The following is a 16,043-nucleotide window of genomic DNA, read 5'->3' on the forward strand; positions in this document are numbered from 1 at the left end:
CGCCCGTCCGCCGTTCGCCGATCTCAGCCGCCGAAGCCGGCCACGTTCTCCTTCGTGACCACCTTCACCGGCACCTTCACCATCTCCTCGGTCTTCTTGCCCTCGGCCGCGCGCACCGCGTTGTCGACCGCGATCTTGCCGAGCTCCTTGGGCTGCTGCGCGACGGACGCGTACAGCGTGCCCGCCTCGACCGCCTTCAGACCGTCCGGGGTGCCGTCGAAGCCGACGACCTGGACGGACTTTCCGGCCTTGGCGCCGAGCGCCTTGATCGCGCCCAGCGCCATCTCGTCGTTCTCGGCGAAGACGCCGTCGATGTCCGGGTGGGCCTGCAGGAGGTTGGTCATGACGTCGAGGCCCTTGGTGCGGTCGAAGTCGGCCGGCTGCTTGGCGACGACCTTGATGCCCGGGTAGGCCTTGAGGCCCTCGGCGAAGCCCGCGCCGCGCTCCCGGCTGGCGGACGTGCCGGCCTGGCCCTGCAGGATCACGATGGTGCCCTTGCCGCCCAGCTTCTCGGCGAGCGCCTGGGCGCCCAGCTTGCCGCCCTCGACGTTGTCGGAGGCGACCAGAGCCGCCGTGTCGGCCTCGTTCACGCCCCGGTCGACGCCCACGACGGGGATGTCGGCCTTGTTCGCGGCCCGCACCGACGGGCCCGCCGCGTCCGAGTCGACCGGGTTGACGATGATCGAACCGACGCCCTCGGACGTGAAGTTCTGCAGCTGGTTGGCCTGCTGGGAGGCGTCGTTCTGCGCGTCGGTGACCGTCAGGTCGACGCCCAGCTTCTTCGCCTCCGCCTCCGCGCCGGCCCGGATCTGCACGAAGAACGGGTTGTTGAGGGTCGACAGCGACAGACCGACCTTCTGCGTCGTCGCCGACGACGAGCCGCCGTGCAGGAAGGACGTGGCACCCACGATCGCCGCCGCGACCACGGCCGCGAGGACGTACGTCGCCGCCTGCCTGCCCCGGTTGCCCGGCGCACCGGCACCCGCCGGCGCCGCAGTGGCCCCCGCCTTGCGGCGCACCGTGTCCAGCAGCACCGCCAGCGCGATGACGACGCCGATCACGACCTGCTGCCAGAAGGCGGAGACGGACAGGAGGTTGAGGCCGTTCCTGAGCACCGCCAGGATCAGCGCGCCGATCAGCGTGCCGGACGCCTTGCCGGTGCCGCCCGCGAGCGAGGCGCCGCCGATGACGACCGCCGCGATGGCGTCGAGCTCGTAGCCCTGCGCGGCCTGCGGCTGCGCGGAGGACAGGCGGGCGGCGAGCACGATGCCCGCGGCCGCCGCGAACAGGCCCGACAGTGCGTAGATGGCGAGCTTCTGCCTCTTCACCCGGAGGCCGGAGAGGCGGGCCGCCTCCTCGTTGCCGCCGATGGCGTACATGGAGCGGCCGATGTACGTCCGGCCCAGCACGAACGCCGTGATGAGCCCCATGACGACCATCACCAGCACCGGCACCGGCAGCCACCCGCCGAGCGCGTCACCGAGCTGCGAGACCGAGTCCGGGAAGGCGATGGGGGAGCCCTGCGAGATGACCAGGGACAGGCCGCGGCCCACCGACAGCATGGCGAGCGTCGCGATGAACGGCGGCAGTTTGCCGTACGAGATCAGAAAGCCGTTGACCAGGCCGCACGCTATGCCGGTGGCGATGGCGAGCAGTACGGCGAGGAAGACCGGCACGCCCTCCGAAGTGGCGCTCCAGGCGAGGACGGTGGCCGACAGGGCGGCGACCGAGCCGACCGACAGGTCGATGCCCGCCGAGACGATGACGAAGGTGACGCCGAAGGCGAGGATGGCGGTCACGGCCGCCTGGACGCCGACGTTGAGGAGGTTGTCGGCCGTCAGGAAGTCGCCGGACAGCGCCGACATCGCGATGACGAGGACGATCAGCGCGGTGAGCGCGCCGTTGTCGAGCAGGAGGCGGCGCAGGCCGCCCGAGGCGCCACCCGCGCCCGTCGAGCTCTTGAGCGTGTCAGTGGCCACGGGTGGCCTCCACTTCGGTCGTGGTTTCGGTCGTGGTTCCGGTGGTGGGGGTGCTGACGGCGAGTGCCATCACGGCGTCCTGCGTCGCCTCGTCGGCCGCGAGTTCACCCGCGATCCGGCCCTGGGCCATCACCAGGACCCGGTCGCTCATGCCGAGGACCTCCGGCAGATCGCTGGAGATCATGAGCACGGCGGCGCCCTGAGCGGTGAGTTCGTTGATCAGCTGGTAGATCTCGACCTTGGCGCCGACATCGATGCCGCGTGTGGGCTCGTCGAGAATCAGGACCTTGGTGTCGGCGAGCAGCCACTTGCCGATGACGACCTTCTGCTGGTTGCCGCCGGAGAGCGTGCGCACGTGCTGCCCGAGGCCCGCCATCCGCACGCCGAGCTGCCCGGCGATCCGCGCGGCGGCCTCACGCTGTCCCTTCAGATCGACGAGCCCCGCGCGCGTGGCCGACCGCAGCGTCACCAGCCCGAGGTTCTCCTCCACCGATGCGTCCAGCGCTAGGCCCTGGCCCTTGCGGTCCTCGGGGATCAGGCCGATGCCCGCGGTCATCGCCGCGTTGACGTCGTACCTGGCGACCGAGCTGCCGGCGACCTTCACGCTGCCCTTGTCGTACGGATCGGCCCCGAAGACCGCCCGCACGACCTCCGTACGCCCGGCGCCGACCAGCCCCGCGATGCCGACCACCTCACCGGCGTGCACCTCGAAGCTGACGTCGTGGAAGACACCGTCCCGGGTCAGGCCCTCGACGGACAGCAACGCGGCACCGCGATCGGCCCGTTCGCGCGGGTACTGCTGCTCGATGGAGCGCCCCACCATGAGCCGCACGAGCTCGTCCTCGGGCGTGGAGGCGGGGACCTGCCCGACGCTCTTTCCGTCCCGGATGACCGTGACCCGGTCCCCGAGGGCGGCGATCTCCTCCAGGTGATGCGTGATGAAGACGATCCCGACGCCGTCCTCGCGCAGCTTGCGCACGATCGCGAAGAGCTTGTCGACCTCCTCGGAGGTGAGCACGGCCGTCGGCTCGTCCATGATCAGCACGCGCGCGTTCAGGCTGAGCGCCTTCGCGATCTCCACCATCTGCAGGCGCGCGATGCCGAGTTCACGGACACGCGCGCGTGGGGACACCTGGACGCCGACGCGCTTCAGCAGGACCTCGGCGTCCGCCTCCATCCGCTTCCGGTCGATCATCCCGAAGCGGCGCGGCTGGCGCCCCAGGAAGATGTTCTCGGCGACCGTCAGATCGGGGACGAGGTTGAACTCCTGGTAGATGGTGGCGATCCCGAGGCGCTCGGAGTCCTGCGCACCCTGGATGCGCGTCTCCTCGCCGCCGACCAGGATCCGCCCGGCGTCGGGCGTGTAGGCACCGGAGAGCATCTTGATGAGGGTGCTCTTGCCCGCGCCGTTCTCACCGAGCAGCACATGCACCTCGCCCCGGCGCAGATCGAAGTCGACGCCGTCCAGCGCGACCACGCCCGGGAAGGTCTTCCGTATGCCCTCGATGCGCAGCAACTCGTCCTGGTTGCTCACGAATGGCTCCTGTTCGTTACGGGGGGCTGCACAGCGGGGGCCTGTGCAGGGTCCGGCTCCGGGGAAGCCGGTACCGGCTCGCCGCACGAGCGGCGTACGACGAGACGTGCGGGGAGGGTGACGGACTCGCCGGGCCGTCCCTCGATACGGTCCACCAGGGCCCGTACGGCGGCCCGGCCCAGCTCGCCCGTGGGCTGGGCGATCGCGGTGATCGGCGGATCGGTGTGCACGAACCACCGGATGTCGTCGAACGCGGCCAGCGCGAGGTCGTCCGGCACGCGCAGCCCACGCGCGCGTACGGCGTCCAGCGCGCCGAGCGCCATCAGGTTGTCGGCCGCGAAGACCACCTCGGGCGGCTCGGGCAGGTCGAGGAAGCCCTCGGTGACCCGGCGCCCACTGTCGGCCTGGAAGTCGCCCTGCCCTATGTAGGCGTCGGGGAGTTCGAGGCCGTACGCGCCGAGCGCCTCCCGGAAGGCCTCGACACGCTCCCGTCCGGTCGTGGTGGCCGCGGGGCCCGCGATGATGGCGAGCCTGCGATGCCCCAGCCCGTGCAGATGCGCCACGAGATCCCGTACGGCGCCCCGACCGTCCGCCCGCACCACCGGCACCTCCACGCCCGGGATCCACCGGTCCACGAAGACCATCGGCGTTCCCGCGCGCGCGGCGTCCAGCATCAGCGGCGAGCCGCCGTCGGTGGGGGAGACCAGCAGGCCGTCGATACGGCGGTCCAGCAGATTCCGTACGTGGTGGTCCTGGAGGTCGGGCCGCTCGTCGGCGTTGCCGATGATGACGCTGTAGCCGAGCGCGCGGGCCTCCTCCTCGACCGAGCGGGCCAGCTCGGTGAAGTAGGGGTTCAGCACGTCGCTGATGACCAGGCCGAGGGTGTGGGTCTGGTCGGTGCGCAGGGAGCGGGCGACGGCGTTCGGGCGGTAGCCCAGGGTCTCGACGGCGGCCAGCACGCGCGTGCGTGCCTCGGCGCTGACCGACGGATGGTCGTTCAGGACGCGTGAGACCGTGGCGACGGAGACGCCCGCCTCGGCAGCGACGTCCTTGATGCTCGCCATCGCCGCTCCACCTCCTCGTGGATCGTGCAGGGGGGACCGATGCTCGTGGAATCGATTACATCGACGTGTACGGAGGATTGGAATCGATTACACGGCCGTTAATCAAGCCCTCAACCACATCCCGAGACCGGATCGTGATGTCGCGGGGCGGCCCGGGGCGGTCCAGTCTGGAAGTGCGGGGGGTCGTTTCCTCGGGGCCCTTGCGGGCCGGAGCGGAGGAGCCATGACGGCGGCGGCTCGGAATGACGTCCCTGTCGCGATGGAAGGCGACGGCGTGGAGTTGCGCATCAAGCCCATCGGCGGCGGGATGTCGGTCGGTTACATACGCCTGCCGCAGGGCACGGACATGGGCCCGGCCCTGAAGGGCATGCCCGACGACGCGTGCCAGTGCCCGCACTGGGGCTATCTGCTCAAAGGGCGGCTGGTGATGCACACGGCCGAGGGCGAGCACACGTACGAGGCGGGACAGGCCTACTACTGGGCGCCCGGCCATGTGCCCGTCGCCCTGGAGGACTGCGAGTTCGTGGAGTTCTCGCCGACGGAGGACTTCCAGAAGGTCATCGACCACGTGGCGGCGCAGGCGAGGTGACGGCCGACGGGTGGCTGCGCCCGCCCTGAGCCCTCTCCACGCGCGCCAGTTCGGCGTCGTACTGGCGGGCTTCGAAGAGAAACTCGGGCGGAGCGGTCTCCCGGTGCGGAACCTGCCAGTCCGTCCACTGCACGGTGTCCCCGACGCGCTGTACGACCACGGACAGGAAGCCGCAGCAGCCACCTGTGCACTCGGGTTCGCCCAGCTCCACACGGACGGCCCTGCCAGCCCCCCGCAGGGGGCTGGGAGCGCCGGCGGACAGCACGTCCGCCACGAGCGGCCCGCCGCGGCCCTCTGGTCCGGTCGCGGCCGCCACCACGTCCTCGCCGTTGACCCAGAACCGAAGCTGGGCACCCCACCGGGGCCCCGGAGGCAGCACCCCGATCTCAAGTCGATCGAACACCTGGCCACCTTACGCCCGCCGACGACAGAGACCCGGGGGCTTGTCGGTGCCGGGCGGTACCGTCGGATCATGACCGATCAGGCGGGGGCCTCCCAGACGGGCGAGCGACGACTGGCCACGCTGGAAGGCGTGCTCGAACGCATCACGTACGCCAACGAGGAGAACGGCTACACGGTCGCCCGCGTCGACACGGGCCGAGGCGGCGGCGACCTCCTCACGGTCGTCGGCGCGCTGCTGGGCGCCCAGGTCGGCGAGTCGCTGCGGATGGAGGGCCGCTGGGGCTCCCACCCGCAGTACGGCAAGCAGTTCACGGTGGAGAACTACACCACCGTCCTGCCCGCGACCGTCCAGGGCATCCGCCGCTACCTCGGCTCCGGCCTGGTCAAGGGCATCGGCCCGGTCTTCGCCGACCGCATCACCCAGCACTTCGGCCTGGACACCCTGAAGATCATCGAGGACGAGCCCAAGCGGCTCATCGAGGTGCCCGGCCTCGGCCCCAAGCGCACCAAGAAGATCGCCGACGCCTGGGAGGAGCAGAAGGCGATCAAGGAGGTCATGCTCTTCCTCCAGACGGTCGAGGTGTCGACGTCGATCGCGGTGCGCATCTACAAGAAGTACGGCGACGCCTCGATCTCGGTCGTCAAGAACCAGCCGTACCGGCTGGCGGCCGACGTCTGGGGCATCGGCTTCCTCACCGCCGACAAGATCGCCCAGTCCGTCGGCATCCCGCACGACAGCCCGGAGCGCGTGAAGGCGGGCCTGCAGTACGCGCTGTCGCAGGCCACCGACCAGGGCAACTGCTACCTCCCCGAGGAGCGGCTGATCGCGGACGCGGTGAAGCTCCTCCAGGTCGACACCGGGCTCGTCATCGAGTGCCTCGCGGAGCTGGCGCAGGTCCCGGAGGACGGCGGCGACCCCGGTGTCGTACGGGAGAAGGTCCCCGGTCCCGACGGCGGCTCGGGCGATCCCGTCACCGCCGTCTACCTCGTCCCCTTCCATCGCGCCGAACTCTCCCTCTCCGCCCAGCTGTTGCGCCTCCTGCGCACCGACGAGGACCGGATGCCGGGCTTCGCCGACGTGGCCTGGGACAAGGCCCTCGGCTGGCTCAAGGGCCGTACGGGCGTGGACCTCGCCCCCGAGCAGGAGGCCGCCGTCAAGCTGGCGCTGACGGAGAAGGTCGCCGTCCTCACCGGGGGTCCCGGCTGCGGCAAGTCCTTCACCGTGCGCTCGATCGTGGAGCTGGCCCGCGCCAAGAAGGCCAGGGTCGTGCTGGCCGCCCCCACCGGCCGGGCCGCCAAGCGCCTCGCCGAGCTCACCGGCGCCGAGGCCTCCACCGTTCACCGCCTCCTGGAGCTCAAGCCCGGCGGCGACGCGGCGTACGACAAGGACCGCCCGCTCCAGGCCGACCTGGTGGTGGTCGACGAGGCGTCCATGCTGGACCTGTTGCTCGCCAACAAGCTGGTGAAGGCCGTACCGCCGGGCGCCCATCTGCTCTTCGTCGGGGACGTCGACCAGCTGCCGAGCGTCGGCGCGGGGGAGGTGCTCAGGGACCTTCTGGCGGACGGCAGTCCGATCCCGGCCGTGCGGCTGACCCGGGTCTTCCGGCAGGCCCAGCAGTCCGGCGTGGTGACCAACGCGCACCGGATCAACGCCGGGCAACACCCCGTCACGGACGGCATGAAGGACTTCTTCCTCTTCGTCGAGGACGACACGGAGGCGGCCGGGCGGCTCACGGTGGATGTGGCGGCCCGCCGCATCCCGGCCAAGTTCGGCCTCGACCCGCGCCGGGACGTCCAGGTCCTGGCCCCCATGCACCGCGGCCCCGCCGGCGCGGGCACCCTGAACGGCCTGCTCCAGCAGGCCATCACGCCCGGGCGGCCCGATCTGCCGGAGAAGCGGTTCGGCGGCCGGGTCTTCCGCGTCGGCGACAAGGTCACCCAGATTCGCAACAATTACGAGAAGGGGAAGAACGGCGTCTTCAACGGCACCGTGGGCGTGGTGACCTCGCTCGACCCGGTCGACCAGCGCCTGACGGTGCTGACGGACGAGGACGAGGAGGTGCCGTACGAATTCGACGAACTGGACGAACTGGCCCACGCGTACGCGGTGACCATCCACCGTTCACAGGGCAGTGAATATCCCGCTGTGGTGATCCCCGTCACCACCGGAGCATGGATGATGCTCCAGCGGAACCTGCTGTACACGGCGGTGACCCGCGCCAAGCAACTGGTCGTGCTCGTGGGCTCACGCAAGGCGATCGGCCAGGCGGTGCGCACCGTGTCGGCCGGGCGGCGCTGCACCGCGCTCGACTTCCGGCTGGCGGGCTCCTGAAACCGCTTTCCGGTTCGCACTGGGCCCGCCTCCTGACCTGGCCTTTCGTGAGGCATCGAAAAAAATGATCGATCAAACGAGTCGTGAAGGTCACAGAGCACTTCCAGATGGGGAAAACAGGGGGCAGGATGGCAGGTTGGCGGCACTGAGTGCCGCCGATAGGCCCAATGGTCGACCCCGAGTGCACTCTCCTGAGCCAAATGGGGGAGGGTAGAGACAGTCAGGGCAACCTCGAAGATGAGGCACAACGTCGGTGAGGGAAGACGTGAGCGACAACTCTGTAGTACTGCGGTACGGCGACGGCGAGTACACCTACCCGGTGATTGACAGCACCGTCGGCGACAAGGGCTTCGACATCGGCAAACTCCGCGCCCAGACCGGTCTGGTGACGCTGGACAGCGGTTACGGCAACACCGCCGCCTATAAATCCGCCATCACCTACCTCGACGGCGAGGCGGGCATCCTCCGGTACCGCGGCTACCCGATCGAGCAGCTGGCCGAGCGCTCCACCTTCCTGGAGGTGGCCTACCTGCTGATCAACGGTGAGCTGCCGACCGTCGACGAGCTCTCGACGTTCAAGAACGACATCACGCAGCACACCCTGCTGCACGAGGACGTCAAGAACTTCTACAAGGGCTTTCCGCGCGACGCCCACCCGATGGCCATGCTGTCCTCGGTCGTCTCCGCGCTGTCCACCTTCTACCAGGACAGCCACAACCCGTTCGACGAGACGCAGCGCAACCTCTCGACGATCCGCCTGCTCGCCAAGCTTCCGACGATCGCGGCGTACGCGTACAAGAAGTCGATCGGCCACCCGTTCGTCTACCCGCGCAACGACCTCGGCTACGTCGAGAACTTCCTGCGCATGACCTTCTCGGTGCCCGCGCAGGAGTACGAGCTCGACCCGATCGTCGTCTCCGCGCTGGACAAGCTCCTGATCCTGCACGCGGACCACGAGCAGAACTGTTCGACGTCGACGGTCCGCCTGGTGGGGTCCTCCCAGGCCAACATGTTCGCGTCGATCTCGGCCGGCATCAACGCCCTGTGGGGCCCGCTGCACGGCGGTGCCAACCAGTCCGTGCTGGAGATGCTGGAAGGCATCCGCGACGCGGGCGGCGACGTCGACTCCTTCATCCGCAAGGTGAAGAACAAGGAGGACGGCGTCCGTCTGATGGGCTTCGGCCACCGGGTCTACAAGAACTTCGACCCGCGCGCCAAGATCATCAAGGCCGCCGCGCACGACGTCCTCTCGGCCCTCGGCAAGTCCGACGAGCTGCTGGACATCGCGCTGAAGCTGGAGGAGCACGCGCTCTCCGACGACTACTTCGTCTCGCGCAGCCTCTACCCGAACGTCGACTTCTACACCGGCCTGATCTACCGCGCCATGGGCTTCCCGACCGAGATGTTCACGGTCCTGTTCGCCCTCGGCCGCCTGCCGGGCTGGATCGCCCAGTGGCACGAGATGATCAAGGAGCCGGGCTCCCGCATCGGCCGCCCGCGCCAGATCTACACGGGCGTCGTGGAGCGCGACTTCGTGCCGGTCGAGGAGCGCTGACACCTGCCGGTGGGGGTGCCGTTCGCCTAGGCCCTGTTACGACGGGGCCCAAGTGCTTGCCACTGAAAGAGCGGGGAGCGACTGCGGGCCGTTGTGGTCGGTCGCGCAGTTCCCCGCGCCCCTTCAGTGGGCGGCCGCGCCGTCGGCCCAGAGCTGAGCGTGTGCTCCAGAAAACGAAAAGCAGAAGGCGCCCCGGCGTCGGTCCCCCCACGGGCCGACGACCAGGGCGCCTTCCCATGTCCCGGTGCGGATTCCCCCCACGGGATCCGGCCGGGCGTCTGTGAGGACAGCGCCTGAATCGCTGTTGAGCTGAACGAGCAGAACTCGCCGTACTGATGTGGTGTGCGGTCTGCCGGGACAGCGCACGCTCGGGAGGGCCGCTCAAAGCTTCCCGAAGTGCGTGCCCCGGCAACGCAACTCTGAGGAAGTCCCCCAAGACATCCCCAGATGCCAGTAAGCGCCCCCCAAGACGCTGCCTGACATCGTCAACTTAGACCTTCGAACCCCTTCGATGGTTACCTTCACATCACTGTGATCTGCGTCTCTTGCATATGTCCGTTAGATGCGCAAGAGGCCCGATACGTCGATCGGGACCCAAGCGTAAGGATGATGCGCGAGCCTTGTGAAGAGCTTATGTGAGCCGGGCGCCGGACTCTAGAGGGGTTCTTACTCCGACTTCACCGGAAAGTCCGCAGTCGCAGACTGTTGGTCACCACGAACACCGACGAGAACGCCATCGCGGCCCCGGCGATCATCGGGTTCAGCAACCCCGCCGCGGCCAGCGGCAACGCGGCGACGTTGTACCCGAAGGCCCACACCAGGTTGCCCTTGATGGTGCCCAGCGTCTTCCGGGACAGCCGGATCGCGTCCGCCGCCACCCGCAGATCCCCGCGCACCAGCGTCAGATCGCCCGCCTCGATCGCCGCGTCCGTCCCCGTCCCCATGGCAAGACCCAGATCGGCGGTGGCAAGCGCGGCCGCGTCGTTGACGCCGTCGCCGACCATGGCGACGCACCGGCCCTCGCGCTGCAGCCGTCGTACGGCTTCGACCTTCTCCTCGGGCAGGACCTCCGCGATCACCCGATCGATACCGACCGCGCGCCCCACCGCCTGCGCGACCGCCCGGTTGTCCCCGGTCAGCAGCACCGGCGTGAGTCCCAGCGCCCGCAGCTCGCGCACCGCCTCGGCGCTGGTCTCCTTCACCGCGTCCGCGACGGCGACGACACCGCGTGCCGCCCCGTCCCACCCGACCACGACGGCCGTACGACCGTCCCGCTCGGCCTCTTCTCTGGCGCGGACTAGCTCGGTAGGCAGCGCGGCGGTGTGCTCGGCGAGCCGCCCCACGACCACGTCGTGGCCCTCCACACGCCCCCGTACGCCCCGTCCGGGCACGTTCTGGAACCCTTCGACCTCCGGCAGCCGTCCGAGGCGCTCCTCGGCCCCCAGGGCCACCGCCCGGGCGACGGGGTGCTCGGAGGCGTGCTCCACGGCGCCCGCGAGCCGCAGCACCCGCTCCTCGTCGACGCCTGCGGCGGCGTACACCCGCTGCAGGGTCATCCGGCCGGTGGTGACCGTGCCGGTCTTGTCCAGGACGACGGTGTCGACCCGGCGCGTGGACTCCAGCACCTCGGGGCCCTTGATGAGGATGCCGAGCTGCGCCCCGCGGCCGGTGCCGACCATGAGGGCCGTGGGAGTGGCCAGTCCCAGGGCGCACGGGCAGGCGATGATCAGCACCGCGACGGCCGCGGTGAAGGCGGCCACCGTGTCGTCGGTGACGCCGAGCCACGCTCCGAAGGTGGCGACCGCGAGGACGATGACCGCCGGTACGAAGACCGCGGAGATCCGGTCGGCGAGCCGCTGCACCTCGGCCTTGCCGTTCTGCGCGTCCTCCACCAGCTTCGCCATCCGCGCGAGCTGAGTGTCGGCGCCGACCCGGGTCGCCTCGACGACGAGCCGCCCGCCCGCGTTGACCGTCGCACCGGTGACCGCGTCGCCGACCGTCACGTCCACCGGCACCGACTCGCCGGTCAGCATGGCGGCGTCCACGGCGGAGGCGCCCTCGACGACGGTGCCGTCGGTGGCGATCTTCTCGCCGGGCCGTACGACGAACCGGTCGCCGACGGCCAGCCGGTCGACCGGGACGCGGACCTCGCGCCCGTCGCGCAGTACGGCGACGTCCTTCGCGCCGAGCTGCATCAGGGCGCGCAGCGCCGCCCCCGCACGGCGCTTGGAGCGCGCCTCCAGATAGCGGCCGAGGAGGATGAAGGCGACGACCCCGGAGGCCACTTCGAGGTAGATCTGCGAGGCGCCGTCGACGCGGGCGACGGTGAACTCGAAGTCGTGGCGCATGCCGGGCATGCCGGCGTCACCGAAGAACAGCGCCCACAGCGACCAGGCGAAGGCGGCCAGTGTGCCCAGGGAGACCAGCGTGTCCATGGTGGCGGCGCCGTGCCGGGCGTTGGTGAACGCGGCCCGGTGGAAGGGCAGCGCGCCCCAGACGACCACCGGTGAGGCGAGGGTGAGCGCGAGCCACTGCCAGTTGTCGAACTGCAGGGCCGGGATCATCGACAGCAGGACGACCGGGGCGGCGAGCAGTGCGGAGACGGTGAAGCGGTGGCGGTAGGAGGCCAGTTCGGGGTCTTCCGGTGCCCCCGCTCCCGGTGCCCCCGCTTCCGGTGCTTCCTGGGGCGCGGGTTCGGGTTCCGGGGGAGCCGGCTCCTCGGCCGTGTACCCCGTTCTCTCGACGGTGGCGATCAGGTCGGCGACCTCGATGCCCGCCGGACAGCTGACCTTCGCCTTCTCCGTCGCGAAGTTCACCGTGGCGGTGACCCCGTCCATACGGTTGAGCTTCTTCTCGACGCGGGCCGCGCAGGAGGCGCAGGTCATACCGCCGATGAGCAGCTCTACCTCGCGGGTGGCGGGCGTGGCAGCCGTGTCTGGCGTGGCGGCCGTGGCAGCGGTGTCTGGGGTGGCGGCCGTGCCGCTGGTGTCTGGCGTGGCGGCCGTGCCGGTGGTGCCGGCCGGTCCGGTGGGTCCGGTGGTGTCGTCCGGTCCGGCTATCGGCGGCTGGTCCGTGGTGCGGGGCATGGCCAGACTCAGGCCTTGCCGACCAGTTCGAAGCCCGCCTCGTCGACGGCCGCGCGTACGGCCTCCTCGTCCAGCGGTGCCGCGGAGACCACGGTGACCTCGCCGGTCGAGGCGACGGCCTTCACCGAGCTGACGCCGGGGAGCTCGGAGATCTCGCCGGAAACGGCTCCCTCGCAGTGTCCACAGCTCATTCCGCTCACCTTGTAGACGGCGGTGACGGAGCCCGGGCTGTCGGTCTGGGCGGTCATGTCGTTCTCCTCATCGAGGCTGTGGGGTTGAGGGGGCTGAGGGGACCCACGGGGCCCCTCCCTCTCCACGGTATACCCCTATGGGGTATTTCTCCAAGGGGCGGCGACGCGCCGCGGGGCGCTTTTCCGGCTTCACGGCCTCGGCTTGTGGTGGCCGAGCGTGGCGCCCACCAGCGGATCGAGGTAGCGCACCAGGGCGTTCTTCAGCTCCTGAATGTAGGCGTCGCGCTCGGCTGCCTCGTGGGCGAGGACCAGCTCCAGGCCCGCCTTGTACAGCCCCAGGCACATGTGGGCGGTCCGGGTGAGGTCGGCCGGAGCGGTGTCGGGCAGGAGCGAGGAGAGCAGGCCCTCGATCCGGGACAGCAGGGTCGCGTGCAGGGCGTCGTGTTCCTCGGCGATGCGGCCGGGGATGTCGGGGCCGTGCATCAGCGCGAAGAACACCGGGTGCTCGCAGTTGAAGGCGATGAACCGGTCGACGGCCGCCCCGACGGCCTCCTCCAGCGGGGTCGCGGGATCGACCGGGGCGAGTGCCTCGCCGTACGTCTCGCGCATCTCGTGCATGAGCCGGTCGCCCAGCTCGATGGCGATCGCCTCCTTGTTGGGGAAGAACTGGTACAGCGTGCCCGGTGAGACGCCCGCCTCGCGGGCGATGGCGTTGGTGCTGGCCGCCGTGTAGCCCGTGGTGGTGAAGACGGTGGCCGCGGCCTCGAGCAGCTGGGCGATACGGCGCTCGCCGCGGGCCTGACGGCGGCGCGGCTGTTCCTTCTCCTGGTTGGCGGACACGCGTTATCCCCAGTTCTCCGAACGCGATTGACAAACGCGAGCGGTCGCTCGCATTCTGGAGAAACGCGAGCGATCTCTCGTGTTTGCCAGTCTATGGCAGTGACGGCTCCATGCTGCCTGGCTGCACACAGCATGGATCAGGGTGAAGGGGACACCGCACAATGACCGAAGTCAACAGGCCGCCCCGCGTCCGAGGCTGGACCCGCTTCGTCACGGCCCGGCCTCGGTTGTCCCTGCTCGTGGCCTTGGTGCTCACCGCGCTCGCCGTGCTGGCCGGCAGCGGGGTCGCCGACCGGCTGGGCAGCGGCGGCTGGGAGGACCCGGACGCCGAGTCGACCTATGCGACCAGGGCGCTGGAGCGCGAGTTCCCCGCCTCCCAGCCCAACCTCCTGCTCCTCGTGGACGCGGGCAGCGCCTCCGTGGACGATCCCGGGGTCGCCGCCGAGGCCCGGCGCCTCGCCGCCCGCCTGGCCGCCGAGAAGGGCGTCACCGGAGTCGGCTCCTACTGGCAGTCGCCCTCGCCCGCCCTGCGCGCGGAGGACGGCCATGAGGCGCTGATCGCCGCCCGCATCACGGGCGAGGAGAAAGAGGCGGGGGAGACCCTGGACCGTATCGCCCCCGAGTTCCGGGGCGCGCACGGCCCGGTGGAGGTGAGCGTCGGCGGTCCGGTCGCCGTGCGGCACGAGATGCAGACGATCATCCAGGAGGACCTGCTCCGTGCAGAGGTGATCGCCCTGCCGGTCACCCTGGTGCTGCTGGTGATGGTCTTCGGCAGCGCGGTCGCCGCCCTGCTGCCGCTCGGTATCGGCATCGTCGCGATCCTCGGCACCAACGCGGTGTTGCGGGGCCTGACCGAGTTCACCGATGTCTCGGTCTTCGCGATGAACCTCACGACAGCCCTGGGGCTGGGCCTGGCCATCGACTACGCCCTGTTCATCGTCCGCCGCTTCCGCGAGGAGCTCGCCGCCGGGGCCGAGCCCTTGACGGCGGTCGGCACCACCCTGCGCACGGCCGGGCGCACCGTCCTCTTCTCCGCCCTCACGGTCGCGGTGTCCCTGGCGGCGATGCTGCTCTTCCCGCAGTACTTCCTGCGCTCCTTCGCCTACGCCGGGATCGCGGTGGTGCTGCTGGCCGCGGCGGCCGCGCTGATCCTGCTCCCGGCGGCACTGGTCCTGCTCGGCCACCGGGTCGACTCCCTGGACCTGCGCCGGCTGCTCAGGCGCGGACGGCCCGAGGCGTCCGGTCAGGCAACCGGTACGGCGACGGGCGGAGCCTGGACCCGCACGGCGAACCTCGTCATGCGCCGCGCCCCCTTCTTCGCACTGGGCACCACCGCCGTCCTGGTCCTGCTCGGACTGCCCTTCCTGGGCGTGAAGTTCGGCACCGCCGACGACCGCCAGCTGCCGTCGAGCGCCGAGTCCCATGTCGTGCAGCAGCACATCCGCGACGGCTTCCCCGGCAGCCCCGGCGGCGGTCTGGAGGTGCTCGCCGAGGGACGGGCGACACCGGCGCAGTACGCCGCGTACAAGGAGCGGATCGCCGGTCTGCCGGAGGTGCTGCGGGTCGACGGACCTCTGGTGAAGGGCGAGTCGGCCTACTTCACGGTGCTGCCGAAGGGCGAGGCGGTGGACGACCCGGCCCAGCGGCTGGTGGACGAACTGCGCGCCACACAGGCACCGTTCGACACCAAGGTGACCGGAGCCGCGGCGGTCCTGGTCGACTCCAAGGACGCGATAGCCGAACGCCTGCCTCTGGCGGCCGCGTTCATCGCCGTCGTCACCCTGCTGCTGGTGTTCCTGCTGACGGGCAGCGTGCTGATCCCCGTCCAGGCGGTGGTGCTCAACGCGCTCAGCCTGACGGCGATGTTCGGCGCGGTGGTCTGGGTCTTCCAGGACGGCCATCTGTCCGGGCTGCTCGGCTTCACCAGCCCCGGCTCGATCGAGACGACCCTGCCGGTGCTGATGTTCTGCGTCGCCTTCGGCCTGTCCATGGACTACGGCGTGTTCCTGCTGTCCCGGATCAAGGAGGAGTACGACGAGACGGGCGACCACGACCAGGCGGTTCTGCACGGCCTTCAGCGCACGGGCGGGCTGATCACCGCGGCCGCCGTCATCCTCGCGGTGGTGATGGTCGCGATAGGCACCTCCCGGGTGACCAACACCAAGATGCTCGGCCTCGGCATCGCCCTGGCGGTGCTGATGGACGCGATGATCGTCCGCAGCCTCCTGGTCCCGGCGGTCATGCGGCTCACGGGGCGGGCGACCTGGTGGGCACCAGGGGCGCTGAGGCGCTTCCACGAGCGGTTCGGGCTGAGCGAGGGGGAGCCGACGGCGGCCCCGGCGACCGAGCCCGCGCGGGAGCGGGACAAGGTGAGCGCGCACGGCTGACCCCGGCCGGCCGAGCGGACGGGGGTGCCCTGCAGCGACGCCGGCGGAGCGTCTAGCGTTCGCGATGATCTCCGTGCAAGGGGC

Annotated in this window: 11 protein-coding genes; 4 read left to right on the forward strand and 7 right to left on the reverse strand. The window is 70.4% G+C overall.

Annotation, left to right across the window (positions count from 1 at the left end):
* Positions 1 to 23: 23 nt before the first annotated feature.
* Genes AQI70_RS32135 through AQI70_RS32145 form a run of 3 tightly spaced genes read right to left on the reverse strand, consistent with a single transcriptional unit; the run spans position 24 to position 4,577 of the window.
* Positions 24 to 1,979 carry an ABC transporter permease/substrate-binding protein gene (locus AQI70_RS32135; protein ID WP_062155971.1) on the reverse strand — a complete coding sequence of 652 codons (1,956 nt, stop codon included), beginning with the start codon at positions 1,977 to 1,979 and terminating at the stop codon, positions 24 to 26.
* Positions 1,969 to 3,513, reverse strand: coding sequence for a sugar ABC transporter ATP-binding protein (locus AQI70_RS32140; protein ID WP_062155972.1), 1,545 nt, complete (start codon positions 3,511 to 3,513; stop codon positions 1,969 to 1,971). The genes AQI70_RS32135 and AQI70_RS32140 overlap by 11 nt, the downstream gene beginning before the upstream one ends.
* The gene (locus AQI70_RS32145) at positions 3,510 to 4,577 is read right to left on the reverse strand and encodes a LacI family DNA-binding transcriptional regulator (RefSeq protein WP_062155973.1); all 1,068 of its coding nucleotides are present in this window, start codon (positions 4,575 to 4,577) and stop codon (positions 3,510 to 3,512) included. Before AQI70_RS32145 ends, AQI70_RS32140 begins: the two co-directional genes overlap by 4 nt.
* Before the next feature lie 223 nt (positions 4,578 to 4,800).
* On the opposite strand from AQI70_RS32145, the gene AQI70_RS32150 reads away from it, so the two are divergent.
* Positions 4,801 to 5,166, forward strand: a complete 366-nt coding sequence (locus tag AQI70_RS32150) for a cupin domain-containing protein (protein ID WP_037888683.1) — start codon at positions 4,801 to 4,803, stop codon at positions 5,164 to 5,166.
* Here AQI70_RS32150 and AQI70_RS32155 read toward each other — a convergent pair.
* Positions 5,135 to 5,569, reverse strand: a complete 435-nt coding sequence (locus AQI70_RS32155; RefSeq protein WP_063801633.1) for a hypothetical protein — start codon at positions 5,567 to 5,569, stop codon at positions 5,135 to 5,137. The genes AQI70_RS32150 and AQI70_RS32155 overlap by 32 nt on opposite strands.
* Positions 5,570 to 5,638: 69 nt before the next feature.
* On the opposite strand from AQI70_RS32155, the gene recD2 reads away from it, so the two are divergent.
* Together recD2 and AQI70_RS32165 are read left to right on the forward strand one after the other, a co-directional pair.
* On the forward strand, positions 5,639 to 7,900 hold the full coding sequence (gene recD2 / locus AQI70_RS32160) for an SF1B family DNA helicase RecD2 (protein ID WP_062155974.1): 2,262 nt from the start codon (positions 5,639 to 5,641) through the stop codon (positions 7,898 to 7,900).
* 265 nt (positions 7,901 to 8,165) lie between these two features.
* Positions 8,166 to 9,455 carry a citrate synthase gene (locus AQI70_RS32165; RefSeq protein ID WP_004001096.1) on the forward strand — a complete coding sequence of 430 codons (1,290 nt, stop codon included), beginning with the start codon at positions 8,166 to 8,168 and terminating at the stop codon, positions 9,453 to 9,455.
* Between the two features lie 677 nt (positions 9,456 to 10,132).
* Here AQI70_RS32165 and AQI70_RS32170 read toward each other — a convergent pair.
* The 3 genes from AQI70_RS32170 to AQI70_RS32180 form a co-directional block, all read right to left on the reverse strand.
* Positions 10,133 to 12,541, reverse strand: a complete 2,409-nt coding sequence (locus tag AQI70_RS32170; RefSeq protein WP_062155975.1) for a heavy metal translocating P-type ATPase — start codon at positions 12,539 to 12,541, stop codon at positions 10,133 to 10,135.
* An 8-nt stretch (positions 12,542 to 12,549) separates the two neighbouring features.
* Positions 12,550 to 12,789, reverse strand: a complete 240-nt coding sequence (locus tag AQI70_RS32175) for a heavy-metal-associated domain-containing protein (RefSeq protein WP_037888722.1) — start codon at positions 12,787 to 12,789, stop codon at positions 12,550 to 12,552.
* 132 nt (positions 12,790 to 12,921) lie between these two features.
* Positions 12,922 to 13,572: a TetR family transcriptional regulator gene (locus tag AQI70_RS32180; protein ID WP_062155976.1), complete on the reverse strand. Its 651-nt coding sequence runs from the start codon at positions 13,570 to 13,572 to the stop codon at positions 12,922 to 12,924.
* Between the two features lie 161 nt (positions 13,573 to 13,733).
* On the opposite strand from AQI70_RS32180, the gene AQI70_RS32185 reads away from it, so the two are divergent.
* Positions 13,734 to 15,959: an MMPL family transporter gene (locus tag AQI70_RS32185; protein WP_062155977.1), complete on the forward strand. Its 2,226-nt coding sequence runs from the start codon at positions 13,734 to 13,736 to the stop codon at positions 15,957 to 15,959.
* Positions 15,960 to 16,043: the final 84 nt, after the last annotated feature.

This window comes from Streptomyces curacoi (genome assembly GCF_001513975.1).
Classification (GTDB): domain Bacteria; phylum Actinomycetota; class Actinomycetes; order Streptomycetales; family Streptomycetaceae; genus Streptomyces; species Streptomyces curacoi.